Source organism: Allobaculum sp. JKK-2023, from assembly GCF_034745455.1.
GTDB lineage: Bacteria > Bacillota_I > Bacilli_A > Erysipelotrichales > Erysipelotrichaceae > Allobaculum.
Map to the genome: position 1 here is coordinate 1 of NZ_JAYERV010000003.1, position 22,072 is coordinate 22,072.

A 22,072-nucleotide genomic window follows, 5' to 3' on the forward strand; every position below is an offset into this window, starting at 1 on the left:
GATTGAACTCCTTTATATGATTTCAATTATAATCTTTATATTACATTGATCAATATTTTACTCATGTAATATCAATATATAATCACGTTTTTAATGATATTCAGAGATTTGAACAGAACGAATGGAAGAAATGATGGGATATCACCTGACGGCCGTGTCTATCTAAGAAAATATAATTAAGATTAAATATAAATCTATAATAATATTATAATGCATCTATTAAAGTTATACCAGCAACAGAGATAACGATGGTCTTTCAAAGGGGGTTGTTTACCATATGATAGTGAATATAAATTTGATTTTAAAATACATAGATTGAGATTTTTGATCAATGATGTCATTTATGATGCGTAGATTTAAAATGGCGGATTAAAAATAGAACATAAATTACGTTAAAACTAAATTTATAATCCGGATAAAATGCAAATATATCCAGCGACTTAAGAATTTGATTTTTAATGAATCAATTATGTGATTATAAAATGAATAATTGAATCACATAAATTGAAGATTTTGAAAGAAAAAACGTGGAAAGGACGCTGAAATGCAATTTGGGTTCACTAATCTGCATTAACGAACCCAAATTGCAGGAACCAAACGATATATCCGCAAATCTGCCCGAAAAACCAGATTGCCTGGCTGTTTTTTGCAGATAGAAAAGAATCAGTCCTCAGAAGAAAGAAAATGATCTTGAAGACAGAGAAACAGGAACATAAGAAGAGTCACGATCGGCAAACAAGAGGAGACAGAATTACAGACCAAACAGAAAGCTGCGCAAAAAGAAAAGGATCGGGCTATGAAGGGGTTCGAAAAAAAGCTGGCCTGCCAGAAAACTTGCAAAAGAAAACCCGCCATCAGGCGGGGAAAAGTCTTTTGAACAACGAAGAGATCTCAAAGACTTGTTTATTCAGCTTTTTCTAAACGTTTATAAAGGTCAATCATCTGAGCAGCCAAAGCTTTGAACTGTTCAGCACCCATCATCTGGTCTTCTGCATGCAGCAGCAGTAAGGATACAGGCGTTGACTCACCAGCTGCTTCTTTCTGGATGAGTTCGGCATGCGGGCCATGACCCTGGTTCATGTACTCGTCGCCTTCATTCATGAGTTCAGCAGCTTTTTCAAAATTGCCATTTTTCGCTTCCTCAATTGCAGACATATAGGCAGTTTTAGCGCCTCCGCTGTTTGCGATGATCTGGAAGCAGATCATTTCCATTCCTTCCATGGAATTTCCTCCTTTTGCCGGTTATCCTGGCTCAACGGCGCAGGGAATACACAGAAAACTTGAACAAGTCATAACGATGACGGGAGATGGAGTATTCAAAAGGCGTACCGTTGTCGAGGTAGGCGATCTGTTCAACGACGAGTACAGGCTCAATATCCTTTAACCCTAATTCCCTGTGGTCAAGATCCGAAGAAACATCAGCACTGGTCGTCTTCTGGGCCGCTCCAATCCGGAATCCCAGTTCGCTTTCAATGTAGTTGTAGACTGACTTATGCAGGATATCTTCGGTAATCCCAGGAATCAGGGCCGGGGACATGTAGGTCTGTTCAATGACGTAAGGCTGATCGTTGACCAGACGCACGCGCAGAATATCGTAGACCGGATCGTTGACACGGATGTTGAGATTGCGGGCAATTTCTTCGGTGGCAAAAATCAGCTGAAAATGCAGGATCTTCGAACGGCCTTTACCATCCGTTGCCCGGGTAAATCCACTGAGTTCTCTTTCGAAAATCTCAACTTCCTTTTTGGAACTGGTGCGGGACAGAACAAAACTGCCCTGGCCCTGCCTTCTGTAAATCAACCCTTCAAGAACGAGCATATCGTAGGCTTTTTTGACAGTCATCCGTGAACAGCCATACATTTCACACATCGAAAGCTCGTCGGGAATCATCTGGCCGACTTTGTACTCTCCGTTTTCAATCTTCTTTTTCGTTTCTTCGTAAATCGTTTTGTACTTGGTTTTCATATTCGCATTCTGTAGCCGGATTCGTGTACGACTTCACTATACCGCGATTTCGTTAATCTAGACAATAGAATATTTTAAATATTTACAAATTGTATTTGGTTGTCTGTACAATTTAATTTCCAGATTCTCTCTTTCAGGAAATACGAAAGCAGAATTCGCGTACAGATCGCGGAAGTCACAGATTCATTTCTCTCTTTCTTGTCCTATTCATTGTAACGTAAATGACCATCGTTTGCTTTAAAAGATATAGATTCGAATAAAATTTAGGTCATATTTTTGCCAAAAAAGTATTAGACATTTCTTGAAGCAGGTTAACCCAGGCAGTTTTGCGTAAGGAAACTGTCTCAAAAGAAATAAAAATGAAGATAAACCATATCTAGTTGCCATCCAAAATCCTGAAAGATTGCCAGGGATTGAAGGCGCTTATGTTGGAAAAAGGGGAGAAGAACCGAAGATGACAGCCGTTTCATGAAAATACATTCAATAAAATAAGAAGGACTTTTTTCGGTATATGTATAGACATTCTGTAACCGCTTGCTAGAATATAAGTGTCAATCCCATAAACATTCGATAATCTTCCATGATTTCGTTGAACGATCCGGCAATTGCTGAAATCAGATGGATGGTGTTGGCAGCTTTGAAAGACGCAAAGGAGATTTTTGGGCTTTTCCGATTTCAAAGACAGATGCCAGCCGATTGGAGTGAGGGAAATCGAATCAGAAAGGGGAATGTGCGTTTGAAATCCGATTCCTATGATCTAGACATATGAATCCGATTTCAATTAGCGGTTTTCACAAATTGTATATGCATGAAAATAGTAATGAAGAAATAAAATGTTAAAAATGACTAGACAAACAAACGAGAATTGGATAGACTAAAGGCACATGAAGAAAAGGAGCAAAAGAGATGGAGCAAAAACTTCAGTTTCCAGAAGGCTTCTGGTGGGGGGCTGCCAGCAGCGGACCTCAGACCGAAGGCTGGTATGGAAAGCGCCATGAAAATGTGATGGATTACTGGTATCGCAATCAGCGCAACGATTTCTTTGATGGAGTCGGGCCAGATGTGGCCAGCGACTTCTATCATCACTATCCGGAAGACTTCAGACTCATGAAAGAAATCGGTCTGAATTCCTTCCGTACTTCCATTCAGTGGAGCCGTCTGATCAAAGATCTTGAGACTGGCGAACCGGATCCAGAAGGAGTCGAATTTTATCGAAATCTCATTGCCGAGGCGAAGAAAAATGGCATTGAGCTGGTACTCAACCTGCATCATTTCGATCTGCCAGCTGAGCTGCTGGAAAAATACGGGGGATGGCAGAGCAAACATGTGGTCGACCTGTATGAAAAATTTGCCCGGACAGCCTTTGAACTGTTTGGCGATGATGTAAAGTACTGGACAACTTTCAATGAACCGATGGTCATTCCGGAAGCCGGCTGGCTGTATGGATTCCACTGGCCAAAACTGACTGGCAAGGGAAAAGAAGCCCTGCAGATTATGTACAACATCAACCTGGCCAGCGCGAAAGCTATTCAGGCCTACAGAGACCTTGAAAAAGACGGCGAGATCGGTATCATTCTCAATCTGACCCCAAGCTATCCAAGATCGCAAAGTGAAGAGGATCTCAAAGCGGCTGCCTTTGCGGATGACTTCTTCAACAACAGTTTCCTGGATCCGGCTGTAAAGGGTAAATTCCCCGAACATCTCGTAGAAGTCATTGAAAAAGACGGTGTGAAATGGGATGAAACCAAAGAAGAACTGGAAACAATCGCCAACAATACGGTCGATTTTCTGGGTGTGAACTACTATCATCCAAAACGTGTTATGGCCCCTTCCAATCCAGAGAAATATCCGGACTGGATGCCAGACAAATATTACGAAGAATGGGAATGGCCGGAAGCCAGAATCAATCCTTACCGCGGCTGGGAAATCTATCCGCAGGCGATGTATGACATTGCCAAAAACGTCCAGGACAATTACGGAAATATCAAATGGTTTGTTTCGGAAAATGGAATGGGTGTGGAAGGCGAAGAAAAATACCGCAACGCGGATGGATCGATCGATGATGATTACCGCATCGAATTCTACAAAGAACACCTGGCACAGCTGCACCGGGCAATGGAAGAAGGTTCGAACTGCTTTGGCTACCATCCATGGACCGCGATGGACTGCTGGAGCTGGAACAATGCCTATAAAAACCGTTATGGATTTATCGGCATCGATCTGAACGATCAGAAACGGACAATTAAAAAATCTGGACGCTGGTTTAAGGCAGTGTCCGATGAAAACGCTGTCACGATTGAAACAGAAGAATAACAAAAAAGCAATAAAACGAAACGTCATACGAATCGAACGTCTAGAGGAAGGAACTCATGGAACAGACAAAATCTAACGGGTTTATGACCAAGTTCGCCGACTTCGCTGCGAAATTTGGAAACCTGCTCTATCTGCGCACAATGCGCGATGCTTTTGCGACGATCATGCCACTGTATATTCTGGCTGGTATCGCATTTCTTTTAAACAACACCGTATTTACCTGAATCTTCTCCGGAGATGCCCTTACAAACATCCAGTACTGGGGCAACGCTCTGGTCAATGGTACGCTGAATATTTCCGGTCTGCTTATTGCAGCCACCATCGGATACTGCTTATCCGTCAACCGTGAATTCGACAACCCATTATCCACTGCGGTTGTCGCTGTAGCTGGTGTCGTTTTCATGATGCCTATGCAGGTTGAATTAACACCAATCGCAGAAGGTGCGAATGCGGATATCTTCTCTGGTGTGCTGACTTATAACAACCTGGGTACCGGAGGTATGTTTGGTGGTATTCTCATTGGTCTTCTGATCTCTGAGCTTTACATCAAATTATCCAACATGAAACAGCTCCAGATTAACCTTGGCAATCAGGTTCCCCCTGCTGTTGGAAAATCTTTCAACGTCCTGATTCCAGTTATGCTTTCCCTGGCCATCTTCGCAGTTTTAGCCACTCTGATCGCAATGTGTGGAACGGATTTAATTACCCTGATCAAGAACTTTATCCAGACTCCTCTGAAATCCATCGGTACAAGCCTTTGGGGAACGATCATTCTGTATACCGTAGCCTATTTTTAGCTAATCCAGCTATACGGATAAAATGAAGCTGCCCTAGAATCCCTACGGCTGGTTCCTCTGCCGGGTTGAAAAAAGCTCTTTCACCTTCAGAGCAAGGCTAATGATCCGCTGGCCATTAACCGGGATGAAGGATAAACTTTTCCGTGCCCAACAAACTTGCGTTTGTACAGAGTTGGACTCGCTTCATATATAGCGGACTGCAGATTAAATGCATTTCAAAAATACATTGCAAGACACCTTGGGCTTTCGCCCATGTCGCAATAAAAACAAGTGAGGCCTCTTCAATCAAGTGGACTAAGAGGCCGGATTTTCAAAGCAGAATGGACTTACATCATTGCTGAATGCCAGTTACGCACATGGTTTTGATGCCTTTGTTTCAGACTTCTTTGTTTTAGTTTTCTTTGCTTTGGACTTTCCTTTTTTTTTGGGAGGAATATAGAATTCGCTGTAATTCTGAGCCCGCCGGGCAATCACATAGGCTGCCGCCTGATGACGGCTGATCCCCAGCTTTTCAGAGTACTTCTCGTCTCCAAGAACGGATGACCAGTAAGGGGAGACGTAATAAAGGGGAACACCGCTTTTAAGTGATAATGCTTCACAGTTGTCCATATATCTTAAGTATGGGAAATTTGAAATCATTCGGTTATATTTTCTTTCCCATCTCTTTTGAATCTTTGTTTTCTTCTTCGTAAGATTGATTGTCTCGATGGCAACCCCATAATGGAGCTTCTCTGCTCTGGTAAAAATTTCAGACAGCTTCTGAGCCATAACGGTGGCATTTACCGCTTTGGAGCCTGAATTTGAATAGGTGATATCCTGGGAAGAAACAAATTTTCCCTGGCCGTCACTTTCAGTAACCGAGAAGAATCCATCATTAATATCGATTCCAAGCATTCCCTGTGGTTCATAGGTTTCTTTTTTCTGGATTGTAACCATCGGCTGGATATACAGTCCTTTATCTTTCAGAACAAAACGATAGGAAACAGAGCGGTTTTCGAGATTGTCTTTCAGTTTTTTTTTCAGATATGGAATCCGCACTGCGATGTGATGCTCAGTTTTGTCATCTTTAAATCCGCTTCTAAGAAGCAGACTGAACCAGTCAGAGCCAAGTTTAGATTCTGGTGTTAATTGACACAACTGGTTTCCCTGAGTCTCATCCGAACTGCCAAACAGATAATAGCTTTTCTTTCTGGCTTTTCTCCAGGCCGCTTTCCATTCCTCGTGGTTTGCAAATCCTGCTTCTATTAAATGGTATTGAGCCTTAAAGAGTTTTCTAGATCCAAAGCAGCATGAAAAAGAACTGCTTTCAATTTTTTCTTTCCAGTTAGCCAGTTTCTGCTTCATTCCATGGAGGCGGTTTTTCATGTTATTGAGTTTTCGCTTCCAGTATCTGTTTTTCTGGCAGTCACCTTTTTGCGGCTTATGCCAGTTTACGCCCTGGTGCCATTCTTTATGCTCCTTTTTCTGATCTTCAAGCAGCTCCTCGTAGGCGCTGATTTTGGATTCAAGCTCCTCCATCTGTGTCACTTTGAGAGCACTCAGGGAATTCATTCTGGTGCGAGCCTGGTTGATTGCCGCATTCGCTGCTCTTGCTTTAACAGAATACTGTTTGGTCAGAGAAGCTTTAATCTCACCATCTTCCAATCCATGGCAGATCATCACCCATGCCGAATGAACCATCCGGGAAAAATGTTCTGCCATTGTTTCAATATAGGCTCTAAGTTCCGCCAGCTGCGCCACAGCTTCTTCCTTTGGTTTGAGCAGTGATTTTTTATCCAGACATCCTTCTTTACCAAAACGGCCGGAGGAAGTGAGTGTAAACGATTCTTCATCAAAAAGAGCTGCTCTTTGATAAGGGACTTTTTCTCGAATCTTCATTTTTGTCGCCATATACACAGCTCCTTTCTTTTACAGGCCTCTCAATCTTTTGTTTCTTCCTGTTTGAGAGGTTCTTCAATTGCTTCTTTGGCCTGTTGGGCAATCTTTTTTCTTTGAGACCTTCTCATTCCATACATTTTCCCGGAAAAGGAGGCAAGGAGCGACATCATATCGTCTACCAGCTCCTCCTGATAGTTCTTATCCGGCTTATCCTCGGTCACTATGATTTTGACTCCATGGGCATTAAAAAACTTTTCAAGATAGCCATATCCAAATCTGGTGAGTCTGTCTTTATGAGTAATATAGAGGACATCAATCTTATTATGAATGACCTCATCTATGAGTTTATTTAGTCCTTTGCGTTCTGTATTCAGGCCGTTGCCAACATCAGAAAAGATCATTGCGCCAGAAGCTTTCTGGCAGAGCCTGCCGATCTGTCTGTCCAGATCACCATGTTTCTTTTGATCATGGGAAGAAACCCTGGCATAGATAGCATTCTTTTTCTCGGAATTGTTCCATAATCCGAGCTTTTTCAGATAATCAATCAGGTCTTTTTTATTGGCATACCAGAACCCGGAAACAGGATCCTGCACCATATTAATCATTCCCTTGTTTTTATGAAGGGCAATTGTATGGTAGCTTTTCCCTACAAGCTTTCCAATTTGTCCAGTGGTATAGCGTTCTCTTCTTAAGTCTTCAGGACCGATCATAACGTCATCTCCTGTTTGAATGATACCATAAAAAATCCACAATTAGTAGAATTATAAAATAGTTATATAGGAATATTAATATCTTGATTCGCCAAGATAAGGTAACAGTTGTGTACCCTGGGCAACCTGCTCTGGCTGTTTGGTATTCACCAGTCTGTTATTTACTCCTCGATTCTTGAACCACTGTTAATTATCAACATCCAGGAAAACATCGCTGCTTATGCAGCTGGTACTGCAATTCCAAACGTAATTAACGTCTCTCAGGTAACCTCCTTTGGTCTGTTAGGCGGATCTGGCTCAACCCTGTGCCTGTTAATTGCAACCTTCATCGTAGGCCGCAACGCTGCAACCCGCAATGTTGCGAAACTGTCGATTGTTCCAGGTCTGTTCAACATCAACGAACCTGTATTATTCGGCTACCCAATCGTTTACAACATCACCATGGCGATTCCATTCCTGTTAGTTCCAGTTATGGGTATCGTTATTTCTTACCTGGCCACTGTATCGGGCATGATGCATCCATGTGTAACGTTAGTTCCTTGGACAACTCCAGTTCTGCTCTCCGGCTTCTTGGCAACAGGTGGTGACTGGATGGCCGTTATCGTTCAGGCAGTCGTTCTGATTCTTGGTGTTCTGATCTACATGCCATTCGTTAAGGTCAACGATAAGGTTATGGAACGTCAGGCCGTTGAAGCTGATGACGATGATGATGTCTTCGACCTCGACTGATCAACAGAACAGCTGACAAAGAAACCGAAAAGTCTGAACAGAAATCAATAAAGCTGATTTCCATTCAATTTTAAAGACTCGAAAAGGCGCTTCGCCTTTGAGCATAAACTCAATGATTCATGCAAACAGACCAATGTCTGAAGGAGAAAATAGAACATGAAAAACATTCTGCTCGTCTGCAACGCTGGTATGTCCACTTCCATCCTCGTGCGCAATATGACCAAAGCTGCCGAAGAACTCGGCGTTGACTGCCACATCGAAGCCAAATCCTTAACCCAGGCAAAAAAAGAACTGAATGGCGTAGATGTCATTTTGCTTGGACCGCAGATCGGCTACGAACTCAATAACGTCAAGGAACTCGCTCCTGACACTCCATCCGCTGTCATCGACATGAAAGAATATGGTTCCATGGATGGTAAAAAAGTTCTGAAGACAGCCTATAAACTGATGAAAGCCGCTCAGAAAAAGTAAGAAGAAAAGCAAAACTGCTCCTGAATCACTCATTCCCAAAAGAACTGCAAACCTTCCCGCCGGCCTGCAGTTCTTTTTTTTACAGTTCCTTTTGCAGACTTAACTTTGCCAACTGCCAGACTTCTGGCAGCCTGTCTGGACGATACCGCTTACAGGTCAAACCATTCAATCTGTCCAGTAAAAATCATGCGTCTGGAAATGGTCATTTGCATCGCAAAGGGGATAATAAAAAACGTATCCTCGAAAAATCTCGACAGATGCTTCCTTATGCGAAGCAAAACAATAACTTTTATCTCATATCTGTCTGATCTCTGTCTGATCTTCAACAGTTTCTGTTTTATGAACAAAAGCAGTTTTTTATGAAAACTTAAGAAGATGAATGGAAGGATGAAGGGAAAGGAAAATGGAATATGCTGCAATGGATTGAAAACATTCAATCTCTTTTTAACCGCCAGGAAAGTGAATCTGATTCTTCGTCTGGCCAGAGCTTCGAGCCGGGAAAGACAAGCTTGAAACCTTCTTTGAAACCAGAGCATACAACATGCCTGATTGATGTGGGCGGAGGACTTCGCGGGGTGTATGCGGCCGGGGTCCTGGAAAGATTGATGGATGAAAATATCCAGGTTGATTTATGTATCGGGGTCAGTGCGGGCAGCGCCAATCTGGCTACCTATATCGCGAAACAGAAAGGGCGATTATACGCCTATTATCATGAATACGGCTTTCGTCAGGAGTATGCCTCGATTCATAATTATCTGACCAAACGCTCCTTTTTTGATATGGACTATATTTATGGAACACTCTCCAACTCAGATGGGGAATACCCGCTCGACTATTCGGCACTTATAGCTTCGCCCACCCAGCTGATTACGGTTGCAACCAATGCCTTAACAGGCCGGCCAGTTTATCTTGGCAAAGAATGGATAAGCCAGGACGATTATGCACTGATCAAAGGCTCCTGCTCGGTTCCTTACTTATGTACGACCAATAGCATCGCCAATCTTCCATTCTGTGATGGAACGGTCAGTGATCCCATCCCGGTCCAGCAAGCTCTGGACAGGGGAGCAGACCGGATCGTCATTCTCTTTCCAAGACCTGTCGAAGAAGACAAGCCAAGTAAAGCCATGGAACTGACCATCGAACTGGCCGCTCGCTTTTCTGAATACGGTCGCTCATTTCCGGCTGTCCATGAGGCCCTGAAAGTTCGCATGCACAAAAATAACGAGTCGTTACAGCTGGCTTTGAAACTGCAAGAAGAAGGAAAACTCCTGTTTGTCTTTCCAAAAACGCTTCATGATGTAAAATCTCTAGGTGGCTCGCCAGATGCCGTCCAGGGCCTGTATGATGAAGGGTATCAGGATGGCCGCAAGGCTGCTGATTTTCTGCTTCAACCATAAAATTTAAATTTATGATTCTTCTCTTGCTTTCCATGACCAGAGTCTGAATAGTCTGATCCAGGCTGCAGACAGCCAGATTGAATAGACTTTATGGGCCTGTTTGATGGAGGATGGATTTTCTCTTCCATATATTTATAAGATTCTTTATAGAGGAATATTTACAGAGAAAATTCTGCTGGGAAGAATTTCAGATCAGGAAGGATTCTTCATGAGTAAACTCTCTATTCTCGCTGCGAAAACTTCATTCAAGCTGCTTTCGCTGGTTGGCCGTGGTGGTTCGATGCCAGGGACGATCGCTTTGAAAGTGGATCCTGATTCACTGAGCAAGCTGCGTTTTCGCGGACCGGTCATTTTAGTGACCGGAACCAATGGCAAGACTTCAACTGCCAACATGATTTCCTCGCTTTTTGAAAAAGCCGGCAGGAAAGTCGTTTCCAACCGTAAAGGAGACAACCTGAAAGCCGGGATTACTTCAGCGCTGTTACAGAATACAAAAAGCGATGGAACCGTCGATGCGGATGTCGTCGTTCTCGAAGTCGATGAACTCAATGTCCGTCATATTCTGCCGTTTATTCCCGTTTCCGTACTGGTGGTCAACAACTTCTTTCGAGACCAGCTAGACCGGGCTCGCGAAATGGAACAGCTGATTGAGTCGATCGAAAACGTTCTGCCAGATTTTAAAGGCACGCTCGTTTTAAATGGAAATGACCCCAACACGGTCCGGCTGGCTTTGAAGGCCCCAGACGTGAGCGCGATGTATTTTGGCCTGGGCCGCACGCCTTACTCCTTTACGCAATCCAAAGAAGCCAGTGAAGGAAAGTTCTGTCCACGCTGCAACACGAAACTTGAATACGAGTATTATCAGTACTCTCATATCGGCAAGTTCCACTGCCCAGGGTGTGGGTTTGAAACCCCGGAATTTGATGTCCAACTTAACCAGATTGACCTGAACCGTCAGACATTTGACTACAAAGGCCATCGTTTCCAGGGGCCTTATGAAGGCATGTACTCGATGTATAACTATGCCGCTGTTCTGACGGTCCTGGAAAAATACAATCTGCCCCTTTCAGCCTTTGAAAAGATGTTAAAAGATGCCCCGCATCCTGCCGGACGCAATGAGCGCTTTAAAAAGGAAAATAAGGAAGTTGTTCTTAACCTCGTTAAAAACCCGACTGGTGCCAATGAGGTGATGAAAGTCATTGAACGCGATGGAACAAAGAAAGCCATTGTGATCGTTTTAAATGACCATGAGCAGGATGGCACCGATGTCTCCTGGATTTATGACACCCAGTTTGAAAAGTTCATGAACCCACAGACTGCAGCGGTCATCTGCTCAGGAACAAGAGCCGGAGATATGGCATTGCGGATGTATTACGGAAACTTCCAGTCGGATCTTTCTGTAGAGTCCAGCATTGAAAGGGCCGTGAACAAGGCCCTTGAAAAGAGCGATACGGTTTATGTGGTGGCAACGTATACAGCCCTGCTGCCAAGCCGTAAAGCGATTATGAAGGAATTAAATGTATGATCGTTAAATGTGCATGGATGTATCACGATATCATGGATCTTTACGGAGATAAGGGCAATATCATGACCCTGACCAGCAGAGCCAGCCAGCGCGGCATTGACTTTCAGGTGACAACTGTCGGCATTGGTCAGGAAGCTGATCTTTCGGACTTTGATCTGGTGTTTATGGGTGGTGGTGCCGATAAGGAGCAGGTCGCTCTGATTCCGGATCTGCTCTCGCGTAAGGACAATATCCGCAAGGCCATGGATGAAAACACGTTTTTCTTATTGATCTGCGGCGGCTATCAGCTGTTTGGCCAGTATTACGAAACAGCAGATCGAGAAAAGATCGAAGGCCTGAAATTTGCCGACTACTATACCGCAACGGGCAAGGCAAAATCCCGCTGCATCGGCAACATCATCATTGATGCTCCACTCGATGGGATTAATCTGCGGCTGATTGGTTTTGAAAACCATGGCGGACAGACCATGAATGTTGCCCATCCGCTAGGAAAAGTCGTTCATGGCTATGGAAACAGCTTTGATGGCGGTTATGAAGGATATTATGACGGCCATATTCTGGGTACGTATCTGCATGGACCACTGCTGCCCAAAAATGGTCAGCTGGCGGATTTTGTGCTGACCAAAGCCATCCAGAAGCGAAATCCGGAATTTACCTTTGACATGCTCGCTCCAATTGATCAGCCCTGGGAAGGGATTGCCCGCAAGGCACTGCTCGATCGCTGGAAACTGGAAGACAAGGCGGAAGTCCACAACAGTTAACCACCGCCCAACTTGTCCTTAAGACCATTCTGGATTTGGGGCTGCTTCAAAATTCTGAAGAAAACCTGAAAAACAGGGCACGTTTGTGGCAGATCGTCTGTTCTTTGCCGGCATTCTGATTGTCGGTCTTCAAAAAAGGTCCTCAGCTTGTATGAGAACTGGTTTAACGCTAAAATAAGGCAATATACAAGACGGATTTAACCGTCTCGAAAGGATATAACACAATCAAATGAATCGTTTAGCTGACAAAGTTGCTGTCATCACAGGTGGAAATGCCGGAGTCGGTGCTGAAATTGCCAAACTGTTTGCGGATGAAGGCGCAAAAGTCGTCATTTCAGCAAGACGGATGGACAAGCTGGAAAAAGTCGCTGATGAAATCCGCGAATCCTCAGGAGAAGTCCTGCCGGTTCGCTGCGATATTTCAAAACCTGAAGAAGCAGATAATCTTATTCATCAGGCAATTCGTGAATATGGTCAGATTGATATTCTCGTCAATAATGCTGGAATTCTCGAAGAAGGCATGAAACCGATTGAGTGTGCCACGGACGAAGATATCAGTCGGATTATCGATACCAATTTAAAAGGAACCATGTACGTGACCCGGGCCGCCTTGCAGGAAATGCAGGAAAACGACCGGGCTTCGATTGTGAATATTGCCTCTGTTGCGGGCGAAAAAGGCTGCGGACCTGCTGCCTATGCGGTTGCCAAAGCCGGAATCATCGGCCTGACCAAGCATACGGCTTTCCGTTTTACCGGCACAGGAATCCGCTGCAATGTCATCTGCCCGGGAACCATCGCCACCTCGATGACGGCTCATCAGGATGTGGCCGCACTCAATAAAGATATGATGAAAGCCATGCGCTCTCATCTTGATCTTTCCGCTGGTGTGGCTTCGGTTGAAGACATTGCCAACATCGCTTTATTTTTAGCTTCAGATGAATCCAATGCGATGACTGGACAGGTTCTGGTCTCTGATTTTGGCGCTTCGCTATAGATTCTGTCCACCCAATATTCAAATCACCTATAGAAAGAGGCTATTGCTTTTGGCAAAGATGCTTCTTTTGGTGTTGCAAACCAATGTCATTAAGTTTAGTAAGTTCAGGCTTCTGCTCATCAGGTCTCTGATAGTGGGGGCCTTTTTCTTGTGGGTAATACTGGGCATACAAGAAAAGAAGATGCCACTTTAGACATCTTCTTTCGTGAGAATTCTTGATTTGCTACAGACTTTGCACAAGATTCGGATAGAGCAGATCCGTTCTATGGCCTGATGAGGTTTGTTTTCATGTAATTTTCTAGAACCGATTTTTCATCATGAAATTTTTGATTATCAAAAATAATCGGCCTGCAAAGCATTCAGAGCAATGCAGGCCTGTAAGTCTTCAAAATCGTGACACAAGAATGACAGTATTTTGTTCTTTGCTTAGGCGGTTGCTTGATTTAAGTGAGTCTGCGTAGGATAGGCAACATTCATGAACTGTTCTTCTTTTTAGTGCTATCCACCGCAAAGCTAATCACTTCCATCAATGCACACCCAATAACGACCAAGAAGATATTGTTCGCTCCTACCCCCCCAATTGCAACAGATGCTACTGCCCACAAAGAAAGAACAGCGCATCTGTATGAATATGCTTTGGTGGGAGCTTTTTTAATGCTACCCAAACAAAAACTAATACAATTGCTAAAGCAATAGCTTTTTCAATAGTATTCATACCTATACCTCCTTACGATTCAAGGGAATTGTATAGAAGAGATGGAAGGTATAATGCATCATCTATGATAACAGTTTACCTTCGCATTATTAGTAATCTGTTCCAATGGCTTTTATATTTATTCCTGAAAGAAAATATTACTAGATTTACTTTTATATAAAGCCGGATCTCTAATGAGGCAGGGCCTTATTAATATGAAAGTCAGTGAAACAAAACATTAGGGGGTATTTGTATTTTCTAGTAGTATTACCCCAAAGTAAAAATGGTTCCTACTCAAATGCTGCGTTTTGAATGATTACTCCTATCAAATACAGTTTATTTATCTTCTGAAATATTTATTAGTATATTAGTACTAATGAACAGTCCTTTAATTAACTGCTTTTCTCGTCTACCATTATCCATTAGAGCGCTTGTTGGTTCTTAATTTAAATATAAAACTTTAAATAAAAGATTTTTGAGCGGTGCTTGTTCCGGATATTTTGTTTCATTACTTTGAAAGTTTTAATAACAATCAACTCGATAAACAATTGACTGATTTCTATATCAATCACTATTATCAGAAGACTGAAAAATTTTCATAGTTGTTTGAAAACAGTACCTTGGAACAAATATCGCTCAAGGTCCAAATAAAATCCATATAACTAAATTGTAGTGCTGCTTTTATCAATGTCATTTAGCTAGAAAAATATGACCTCAAACTTTGTATAAAAATCAAAGACAAAGTGGATGATAGGAATAGAATTTGCTGCTGATTATATCCATATGCACCAACCAAGCACAAAATATACTGATTGATTTGGCTGTATTCATCAAAATAGGTACACTAAAAACAACCCTTCGATAAGAGCCGTTTTTAAGAATTGTATGGGTGGTTTGTATCAATAAGATGCGCATATAATGCACTTATCGGTAAGTGAACCATATCAAACGATTGGGATGGAGATTTCGCTTGAAGCTCCTTTCCGGCCGAACGGGCAGTTTTTCTCTTAGCAGCTCCTCAGTCAGAGCTTGAAACTCCGCTTTTGTAATTTGACAGATTGTTCGTTTTTTCGTCCATTTCGGAGTAAACGTATTCCTGATAGCCCGTATCGCCTTAGTTGTATTGATTTGGTATTCATAAGTTGTCTGCTTCTCTTCTTTATTATCCGATTGAGATGATTCAAGAACACACTTTTTGATCTCGGAAACCAGATTGTAGAAGATAAGGGATGAATAAATCTCCTGAATGATGTATTCTGCTTTTATCGAGTGGATACGTTTCATTCCTATTCCATATTTAAGCCAGGAGAAACTCTGCTCGATTCGCCACCTTAGGTGGTAAATAAATCCAAGAGCCTCCGGAGGAAATTCTGCTTCATCCAGATTGGTAATCAGTCCTTCCCAGACGTTGTCGCCAATCTCGATAGCTACCACCCTGCAGTCAAAATCAATAAATTCAGATTCTTGATCAATCTGTCTCATTGATTTTTTGACCAGGTATTTCATCTGGGGGTTTTCTTTTTCCTCTTTTCTTTGGTGGTGGGTAAGAATGCGGCTGATCTGCTGGTCTTCTGTATGGTCAAGCTGTGTATAAGTCAGGCAGCTATACTCTCGTTCTTTCATACGTATGAGGTATTTGTGCCCTAAGGATTCAATAAGCTTACACAATGGATAAGAAAAATACCCTCTGTCCATGACAAAGAGAAATGTCTCGCCAGGATAAGCTTCATGAATCTCCTTGACCATTTTCATAGCAGCGCCCCGTTCGTCTTTGGACCTCTGGTCTTGAGTGACGATGGCTAAAAATTTGTCATTAAGTACGTCATAGGCTGCGTTAACATGAATACCGGCCCGGATAATGTTTTCCTTGTTCTTGGTATAAATGATGTAGTCAGGTTCATCTTCATTTGGCGCAACAGGTTCATTGGTTCCGTCAAAAGCGATTACCCTGTGTTCTTTATATTTTTTATCCATGGAATAAAGTGCCAATGTGGCTTTGTGCAGTGTTGAAAATACGCTGACTGGAGTCTTGGCTTTTGTCTGAACAAGTGCCGAAGCAGATGGTCTTACACTGCCCATGCCGAAATAGTTCATGGATAAATCGGAGAGTGTTGATCCATTCCCGATAATGGATGTATTCAGGAAATGGAACAAGTTTATTTTTGATGATCGATAATGACTTCGTGAGAGAGCTCCTGTTTGAGAAGCAAGAATCTTCTCCTGTTTGTGGGCAAATTCCTCAAGGAATTTCATGAATCTTTGATAAATCACGGACGGCGAAGTAACTTTAGTTGCCATATTTTCCTCCTTATAAAGTTATGTTTTCAACGTGATAAGGATTAAATTAGACAATTATAGAGTTGTTGTCAAAGCTAATTTTCGTTAAACCAGAAAATATAAAATCCACCATCTGTGCACGGATGGTGGACAATACTAACTATCAAAAACTAAGCTAAATGACATTGCTGCTTTTATTTTAAAATATAAGCACCAATGAATGGGAAGGGCTATTCTATCGACTGAGCAATAGACATGTTAAGGGACTATTACTAATAATTTTATATGAGAAATAACTAAATCCGTATGAAGGGCACCCGACTGTTTTGAATTGGATAGTCAACTGTGGGTTTGATATTCGATTTAGTCTTCAACCAAACCGCCTAATCCACCTTTCGGATCTATCAAGTGGACCCAACAATAGTCTTTTATTTGATGCTCTTGGCAAAACTTTGGAACTACTGTGAGTCCAGTCCATAAGATCGTGAAACAAACTATCACTATCATAGTAAAATGCTTCATAAATCTTTTTTTCCTTTCGTTTCTATGGATAAATACTACAATAGATTTAAAACATAATAAACCATGAAAAATTCGCGAACTTTTGGAGGGGAATATGGATATTGATAATGGTTATGAGAAGTACCTTGGTTTTATTGAGAAAAACATTAGATTGAAAAAAGGATTGTATTGGATAATGTTTCATATGACTTGAAAATTTCAAAGGGAAATCTGAGTGATTCTGAAAATGGGAAGAAACCAATGAGAGAAGCGATATTTAAAAGGTTTCTTGATTATTATGGAATAGAATTCTGCTTTGATCGATGTCTGCTTGATGAGGTTCGCCGGCTGCTTGGCAATTTAATGGATGCTTATATCTACAAAAATCGAGTAAAAGAAGCACAAGTTCTAGAACAGTTTATTCAAAGGCAGAGTATTTACGAGTATTCTTTCGGATGCCTGTATGTGCCTTTGTTTACTATGATGGCTTCAATGTCATTTAGCTTAGTTTTTGATAGTTAGTATTGTCCACCATCCGTGCACAGATGGTGGATTTTATGTTTTCTGGTTTAACGAAAATTAACTTTGACAATAGCTCCATAATTATCTAATTTAATCCTTATCACGTTGAAAACATAACTTTATAAGGAGGAAAATATGGCAACTAAAGTTACTTCGCCGTACAGGATTTATCAAAAATTCATGAAATCCCTTGAGGAATTTGCCTACAAACAGGAGAAGATTCTTGCTTCTGAAACAGGAGCTTTCTCACGCAGTCATTATCGATCATCAAAAATAAACTTGTTCCATTTCCTGAATACATCCATTATCGGGAATGGGGCAACACTCTCCGATTTGTCCATGAACTATTTCGGCATGGGCAGTGTAAGACCATCTGCTTCAGCACTTGTTCAGACAAAAACCAAAACTCCAGTCAGCGTATTTTCAACACTGCACAAAGCCACATTGGCACTTTATTCCATGGATAAAAAATATAAAGAACACAGGGTAATCGCTTTTGACGGAACCAATGAACCTGTTGCGCCAAATGAAGATGAACCTGACTACATCATTTATACCAAGAACAAGGAAAACATTATCCGGGCCGGTATTCACGTTAACGCAGCCTATGACGTACTTAATGACAAATTTTTAGCCATCGTCACTCAAGACCAGAGGTCCAAAGACGAACGAGGTGCTGCTATGAAAATGGTCAAGGAGATTCATGAAGCTTATCCTGGCGAGACATTTCTCTTTGTCATGGACAGAGGGTATTTCTCTTACCCATTGTGTAAGCTTATTGAATCCTTAGGGCACAAATACCTCATACGTATGAAAGAACGAGAGTATAGCTGCCTGACTTATACACAGCTTGACCATACAGAAGACCAGCAGATCAGCCGCATTCTTACCCACCACCAAAGAAAAGAGGAAAAAGAAAACCCCCAGATGAAATACCTGGTCAAAAAATCAATGAGACAGATTGAACCAGAATCTGAATTTATTGATTTTGACTGCAGGGTGGTAGCTATCGAGATTGGCGACAACGTCTGGGAAGGACTGATTACCAATCTGGATGAAGCAGAATTTCCTCCGGAGGCTCTTGGATTTATTTACCACCTAAGGTGGCGAATCGAGCAGAGTTTCTCCTGGCTTAAATATGGAATAGGAATGAAACGTATCCACTCGATAAAAGCAGAATACATCATTCAGGAGATTTATTCATCCCTTATCTTCTACAATCTGGTTTCCGAGATCAAAAAGTGTGTTCTTGAATCATCTCAATCGGATAATAAAGAAGAGAAGCAGACAACTTATGAATACCAAATCAATACAACTAAGGCGATACGGGCTATCAGGAACACGTTCACCCCGAAGTGGACGAAGAATCGAACGATTCGTCAAATTACAAAAGCGGAGTTTCAGGCTCTGACTGAGGAGCTGCTAAGAGAAAAACTGCCCGTTCGGCCGGAAAGGAGCTTCAAGCGAAATCTCCATCCCAATCGTTTGATATGGTTCACCTATTGATAAGTGCATTATATGCGCATCTTATTGATACAAACCACCCGTACAATTCTTAAAAAAGGCTCTTATCAAAGGGTTGTTTTTAGTGCACCTATTTTGATGAATACAGCCAAATCAATCAGTATATTTTGTGCTTGGTTGGTGCATATGGATATAATCAGCAGCAAATTCTATTCCTATCATCCACTTTGTCTTTGATTTTTATACAAAGTTTGAGGTCATATTTTTCTAGCTAAATGACATTGATGATGGCTTCAAGGACGAAAGAACCGTCATCTTTATCGAAGATTGAAACTCGCGCTTATGATGAAATTGATGAATATATGCCAGCCTTCGATAATGATGAAACGGCTCTGATCTTATATTTAAAAGCTTTCCAGGCCAGAAAAAGAATGGCCTTTGATCAGTCGATCCAATACTATGCTATGGCTCTTGACTCCTTTAACGGGCGGCTCTGGCCGCAGCTTGAAGGAATCATTAAGCTTAACTATGCCCAATCGCTGACGATTGCCTCGTCCTATTATGATGGGTATCTGTCAGCGAAAGAAGCACACGATCTATTTGTGAAGCATGGCAACTATGTCAGAGCGTTAATGTGTTATAACAATCTGGCAAATTATTTACTTTGCCTTCAATCCTTTTCGGCTGCCAGGACATGCAGCGAGAAAGCATTACTTTCCATGGGCTCCTTTACAGGAGATTCCCTTTATTACCGTCATGCAGTAACCACGATGCTGATTATTTTAACGCTGGAAGGCAGTTTTGAGCAGGCAATCCAGTTTGCAAAGGATCATCCTGTTGACTGGAGCGATGGCTTTGTGGGAAATCTGATTTTGATTCCGTATTGTTATTATCGTCTGGGGCAAAAAGAATGTTGTCTCAAGGAGATGGAAAAGTTCGATCCTGACCTGCTTGAAAGTGACGATAAAGCCTTGTTTGCACTGCTTAAAGCAATTTTGCGAGAGAATTCTGCCAAGATCGAGGCAGCCAAACAGAAAATGCTCAGGATTTGCTGCCGGCAGAAAAACTGGCTGATGCTGATGGTCCTCTATCAATTGCTGATTGATTACTATAAATCAGTCAATGACCTGGAATTGCTGGTCGATGCCTATGAAGGAAATAATAAAGTTCTTAGACACCAGCTGCCGCTATCAATTTAACAAGAGAAGACAAGTTGCAAAAATCGAGAATCTTTCCTTTCAAAAGATTTCTTTTGGTGGATCCTGGAGTTCAGGCTTTCTTATCCAGGCAATCTTATCAGGAACAATCCCTGAATAAGTGGTTTTAAACAGGATGAGTCAATGACCCCACCCAAACTGCCTTGCAATTTGGATGGGGCTTGAAGACAAGGCTTTAAAACACCTTTATTCAAGCTGATTGACTAGCCTGAGTCTTAACTGACTACGTTATTTGAGAATTGACCTTTCATAGGTCTAAACAGACACTCTGGAACGTTCAGCCTAATTCCAGACTCTGCGGATCTGCATTAACCAGCGCTGAGGTCAGGCGCAGTGTGCAGATCAACAAACCTCTTATAACATTGGCGAAGGCTGATGCTTTATACACTTCAAAGGATGCTTTTTGTCCCAAGAAGATTTATTACCCTGGAGGTAAAACTATGGTTTATGTATTAGATATCGATGGCAAACCTTTAATGCCAACCGAAAGGCATGGCAAGGTGCGCCGCCTTTTAAAAGAAAGAAAAGCTAAAGTGGTAAAGAAAACTCCCTTTACCATTCAGCTTTTATATGATTCAACAAGATATACCTCTTACTGTCACTCTTGGAGTAGACGCTGGTTCCAAACACATTGGTCTTAGTGCTTCCACGGAGACAAAAGAACTTCTTGCCTGGGATGTCCAGTGTAGAACAGATATTCCTGAGCTGATCTCCACCAGAAGAGAAGCCCGACGGGCAAGAAGAAACCGCAAGACAAGATACAGAGCACCCAGATTTAAAAACCGGAACAGATCGCAGTCAAACCAGGTTCAGCCTGAACAAAAGGATACTCAATCTAAACAAAAAGGATGGCTTGCTCCCTCTGTTGAACATAAAATTGACACGCATCTTAACCGGATTGCGGCAGTTCAAAAAATTCTGCCCGTGACAAAAATTGTGGTGGAAACGGCCTCCTTTGATACGCAGAAACTGAAGAATCCTGAGATCAGCGGTATTGAATACCAGCAGGGGGAACAGACTGGTTTCTGGAACGTTCGTGAATACGTGCTGTGCCGCGATAATCACGAATGCCAGCACTGTCATGGCAAAAAGAAAGATCCGATCTTAAATGTGCATCACATTGAAAGCCGGAAGACTGGCGGAGACTCACCTTCCAACCTGATTACGTTATGTGAAACCTGCCATAAGGAATACCATGCAAAAATCAAGGCTGGAGAAATTAAAGGACCAAAGGATTTCAAGCTTCCTGAACGGGCTGAGTCTTATCGGGATGCAACCTTCATGGGCATCATGCGCTGGACACTGCTGGAACGATTAAAAACAGCCAATCCCAATATTGAAGTGGTCAATACCTATGGCTACCTGACAAAGAATAAAAGGATCAGGCTTGGGCTGACGAAAGAACACTACAATGATGCATATTGCATCGCGGGCAATCTCAATGCCAGACCGTTAGACAAATGCCTGTATTTCAAAAAGATCAGAAGGCATAACCGTCAGATTCATAAATTTAACTTCAGCAAAGGACATGTACGTAAGAACAACCAGGCTCCACATCTGGTTGGCGGCTTTTGTCTTTTTGATAAAGTCCTGTACAAAGGACAGAAATGTTTTATTACCGGACGCCGGGTAAGAGGCGCTTTTACACTCAAAACATTTTGGGGACAGAAGATAAAAGACGGAGCTTCCATGAAAAAACTGATTCTCGTAGAACGAGCAAAAGGATACATTCAAGAAACAGCAATTCGGCAATTCCTCCCCACCCAAACTGCATAGCAATTTGGATGGGGTACCCTTGCCTATCATATGGAGCGAAGAAGATTGAAAACAAAGCGTGAAGAGCCGCGCTGAAAGAA

20 protein-coding genes are annotated in these 22,072 nt (G+C 42.2%); 14 read left to right on the forward strand and 6 right to left on the reverse strand.

Annotated elements, in window-relative coordinates; translation table 11 throughout:
- Positions 1–903 precede the first annotated feature (903 nt).
- Together U4956_RS00120 and U4956_RS00125 are read right to left on the reverse strand one after the other, a co-directional pair.
- A complete protein-coding gene (locus U4956_RS00120; RefSeq protein ID WP_323088078.1) occupies positions 904–1,221 on the reverse strand; it encodes a PTS lactose/cellobiose transporter subunit IIA in 318 nt (105 codons plus the stop codon).
- A gap of 31 nt (positions 1,222–1,252) precedes the next feature.
- A complete protein-coding gene (locus U4956_RS00125; protein ID WP_323088079.1) occupies positions 1,253–1,966 on the reverse strand; it encodes a GntR family transcriptional regulator in 714 nt (237 codons plus the stop codon).
- Positions 1,967–2,872: 906 nt separating this feature from the next.
- On the opposite strand from U4956_RS00125, the gene U4956_RS00130 reads away from it, so the two are divergent.
- From U4956_RS00130 to U4956_RS00140, 3 genes are read left to right on the forward strand one after another with little or no spacing between them, the layout of a single operon-like run.
- Complete coding sequence (locus U4956_RS00130; protein ID WP_323088080.1) at positions 2,873–4,279, forward strand: glycoside hydrolase family 1 protein; 1,407 nt, start codon at positions 2,873–2,875, stop codon at positions 4,277–4,279.
- A 56-nt stretch (positions 4,280–4,335) separates the two neighbouring features.
- A complete protein-coding gene (locus tag U4956_RS00135) occupies positions 4,336–4,503 on the forward strand; it encodes a hypothetical protein (protein ID WP_323088081.1) in 168 nt (55 codons plus the stop codon).
- A gap of 27 nt (positions 4,504–4,530) precedes the next feature.
- Positions 4,531–5,076 carry a PTS transporter subunit EIIC gene (locus tag U4956_RS00140; protein WP_323091414.1) on the forward strand — a complete coding sequence of 182 codons (546 nt, stop codon included), beginning with the start codon at positions 4,531–4,533 and terminating at the stop codon, positions 5,074–5,076.
- A gap of 348 nt (positions 5,077–5,424) precedes the next feature.
- Here the strand turns inward: U4956_RS00140 and U4956_RS00145 are convergent, their stop codons facing one another.
- Positions 5,425–6,966 carry a hypothetical protein gene (locus tag U4956_RS00145; protein ID WP_323088082.1) on the reverse strand — a complete coding sequence of 514 codons (1,542 nt, stop codon included), beginning with the start codon at positions 6,964–6,966 and terminating at the stop codon, positions 5,425–5,427.
- Between the two features lie 29 nt (positions 6,967–6,995).
- A complete protein-coding gene (locus U4956_RS00150) occupies positions 6,996–7,664 on the reverse strand; it encodes an IS607 family transposase (RefSeq protein ID WP_323088083.1) in 669 nt (222 codons plus the stop codon).
- A gap of 108 nt (positions 7,665–7,772) precedes the next feature.
- Between U4956_RS00150 and U4956_RS00155 the strand changes: the two genes are divergently transcribed.
- The 6 genes from U4956_RS00155 to U4956_RS00180 all read left to right on the forward strand — a co-directional run bounded on the left by U4956_RS00155 (position 7,773) and on the right by U4956_RS00180 (position 13,541).
- A complete protein-coding gene (locus U4956_RS00155) occupies positions 7,773–8,393 on the forward strand; it encodes a PTS transporter subunit EIIC (RefSeq protein ID WP_323088084.1) in 621 nt (206 codons plus the stop codon).
- Positions 8,394–8,549: 156 nt separating this feature from the next.
- Complete coding sequence (locus tag U4956_RS00160) at positions 8,550–8,864, forward strand: PTS sugar transporter subunit IIB (RefSeq protein ID WP_323088085.1); 315 nt, start codon at positions 8,550–8,552, stop codon at positions 8,862–8,864.
- A 410-nt stretch (positions 8,865–9,274) separates the two neighbouring features.
- The gene (locus tag U4956_RS00165) at positions 9,275–10,261 is read left to right on the forward strand and encodes a patatin family protein (RefSeq protein ID WP_323088086.1); all 987 of its coding nucleotides are present in this window, start codon (positions 9,275–9,277) and stop codon (positions 10,259–10,261) included.
- A 208-nt stretch (positions 10,262–10,469) separates the two neighbouring features.
- Positions 10,470–11,786: a MurT ligase domain-containing protein gene (locus U4956_RS00170; protein WP_323088087.1), complete on the forward strand. Its 1,317-nt coding sequence runs from the start codon at positions 10,470–10,472 to the stop codon at positions 11,784–11,786.
- Positions 11,783–12,547, forward strand: coding sequence for a glutamine amidotransferase (locus U4956_RS00175; protein ID WP_323088089.1), 765 nt, complete (start codon positions 11,783–11,785; stop codon positions 12,545–12,547). Before U4956_RS00170 ends, U4956_RS00175 begins: the two co-directional genes overlap by 4 nt.
- Positions 12,548–12,776: 229 nt before the next feature.
- Positions 12,777–13,541: an SDR family NAD(P)-dependent oxidoreductase gene (locus U4956_RS00180; protein ID WP_323088090.1), complete on the forward strand. Its 765-nt coding sequence runs from the start codon at positions 12,777–12,779 to the stop codon at positions 13,539–13,541.
- 592 nt (positions 13,542–14,133) lie between these two features.
- Here U4956_RS00180 and U4956_RS00185 read toward each other — a convergent pair.
- Both U4956_RS00185 and U4956_RS00190 read right to left on the reverse strand, forming a co-directional pair.
- A complete protein-coding gene (locus U4956_RS00185) occupies positions 14,134–14,256 on the reverse strand; it encodes a hypothetical protein (RefSeq protein ID WP_323088091.1) in 123 nt (40 codons plus the stop codon).
- Between the two features lie 903 nt (positions 14,257–15,159).
- Positions 15,160–16,533, reverse strand: a complete 1,374-nt coding sequence (locus U4956_RS00190) for an IS4 family transposase (RefSeq protein WP_323088093.1) — start codon at positions 16,531–16,533, stop codon at positions 15,160–15,162.
- 669 nt (positions 16,534–17,202) lie between these two features.
- Between U4956_RS00190 and U4956_RS00195 the strand changes: the two genes are divergently transcribed.
- The 5 genes from U4956_RS00195 (at position 17,203) to iscB (ending at position 21,992) form a co-directional block, all read left to right on the forward strand.
- Complete coding sequence (locus tag U4956_RS00195) at positions 17,203–17,535, forward strand: hypothetical protein (protein ID WP_323088094.1); 333 nt, start codon at positions 17,203–17,205, stop codon at positions 17,533–17,535.
- A 135-nt stretch (positions 17,536–17,670) separates the two neighbouring features.
- Positions 17,671–19,041 (forward strand): IS4 family transposase, encoded by a 1,371-nt coding sequence (locus tag U4956_RS00200; RefSeq protein ID WP_323088095.1) that lies wholly within the window; start codon positions 17,671–17,673, stop codon positions 19,039–19,041.
- A gap of 320 nt (positions 19,042–19,361) precedes the next feature.
- The gene (locus U4956_RS00205) at positions 19,362–20,198 is read left to right on the forward strand and encodes a hypothetical protein (RefSeq protein WP_323088097.1); all 837 of its coding nucleotides are present in this window, start codon (positions 19,362–19,364) and stop codon (positions 20,196–20,198) included.
- A gap of 494 nt (positions 20,199–20,692) precedes the next feature.
- Positions 20,693–20,857 (forward strand): RRXRR domain-containing protein, encoded by a 165-nt coding sequence (locus tag U4956_RS14360; RefSeq protein WP_416347416.1) that lies wholly within the window; start codon positions 20,693–20,695, stop codon positions 20,855–20,857.
- The gene (gene iscB, locus U4956_RS00210) at positions 20,787–21,992 is read left to right on the forward strand and encodes an RNA-guided endonuclease IscB (protein WP_323088098.1); all 1,206 of its coding nucleotides are present in this window, start codon (positions 20,787–20,789) and stop codon (positions 21,990–21,992) included. Before U4956_RS14360 ends, iscB begins: the two co-directional genes overlap by 71 nt.
- Positions 21,993–22,072 lie beyond the last annotated feature (80 nt).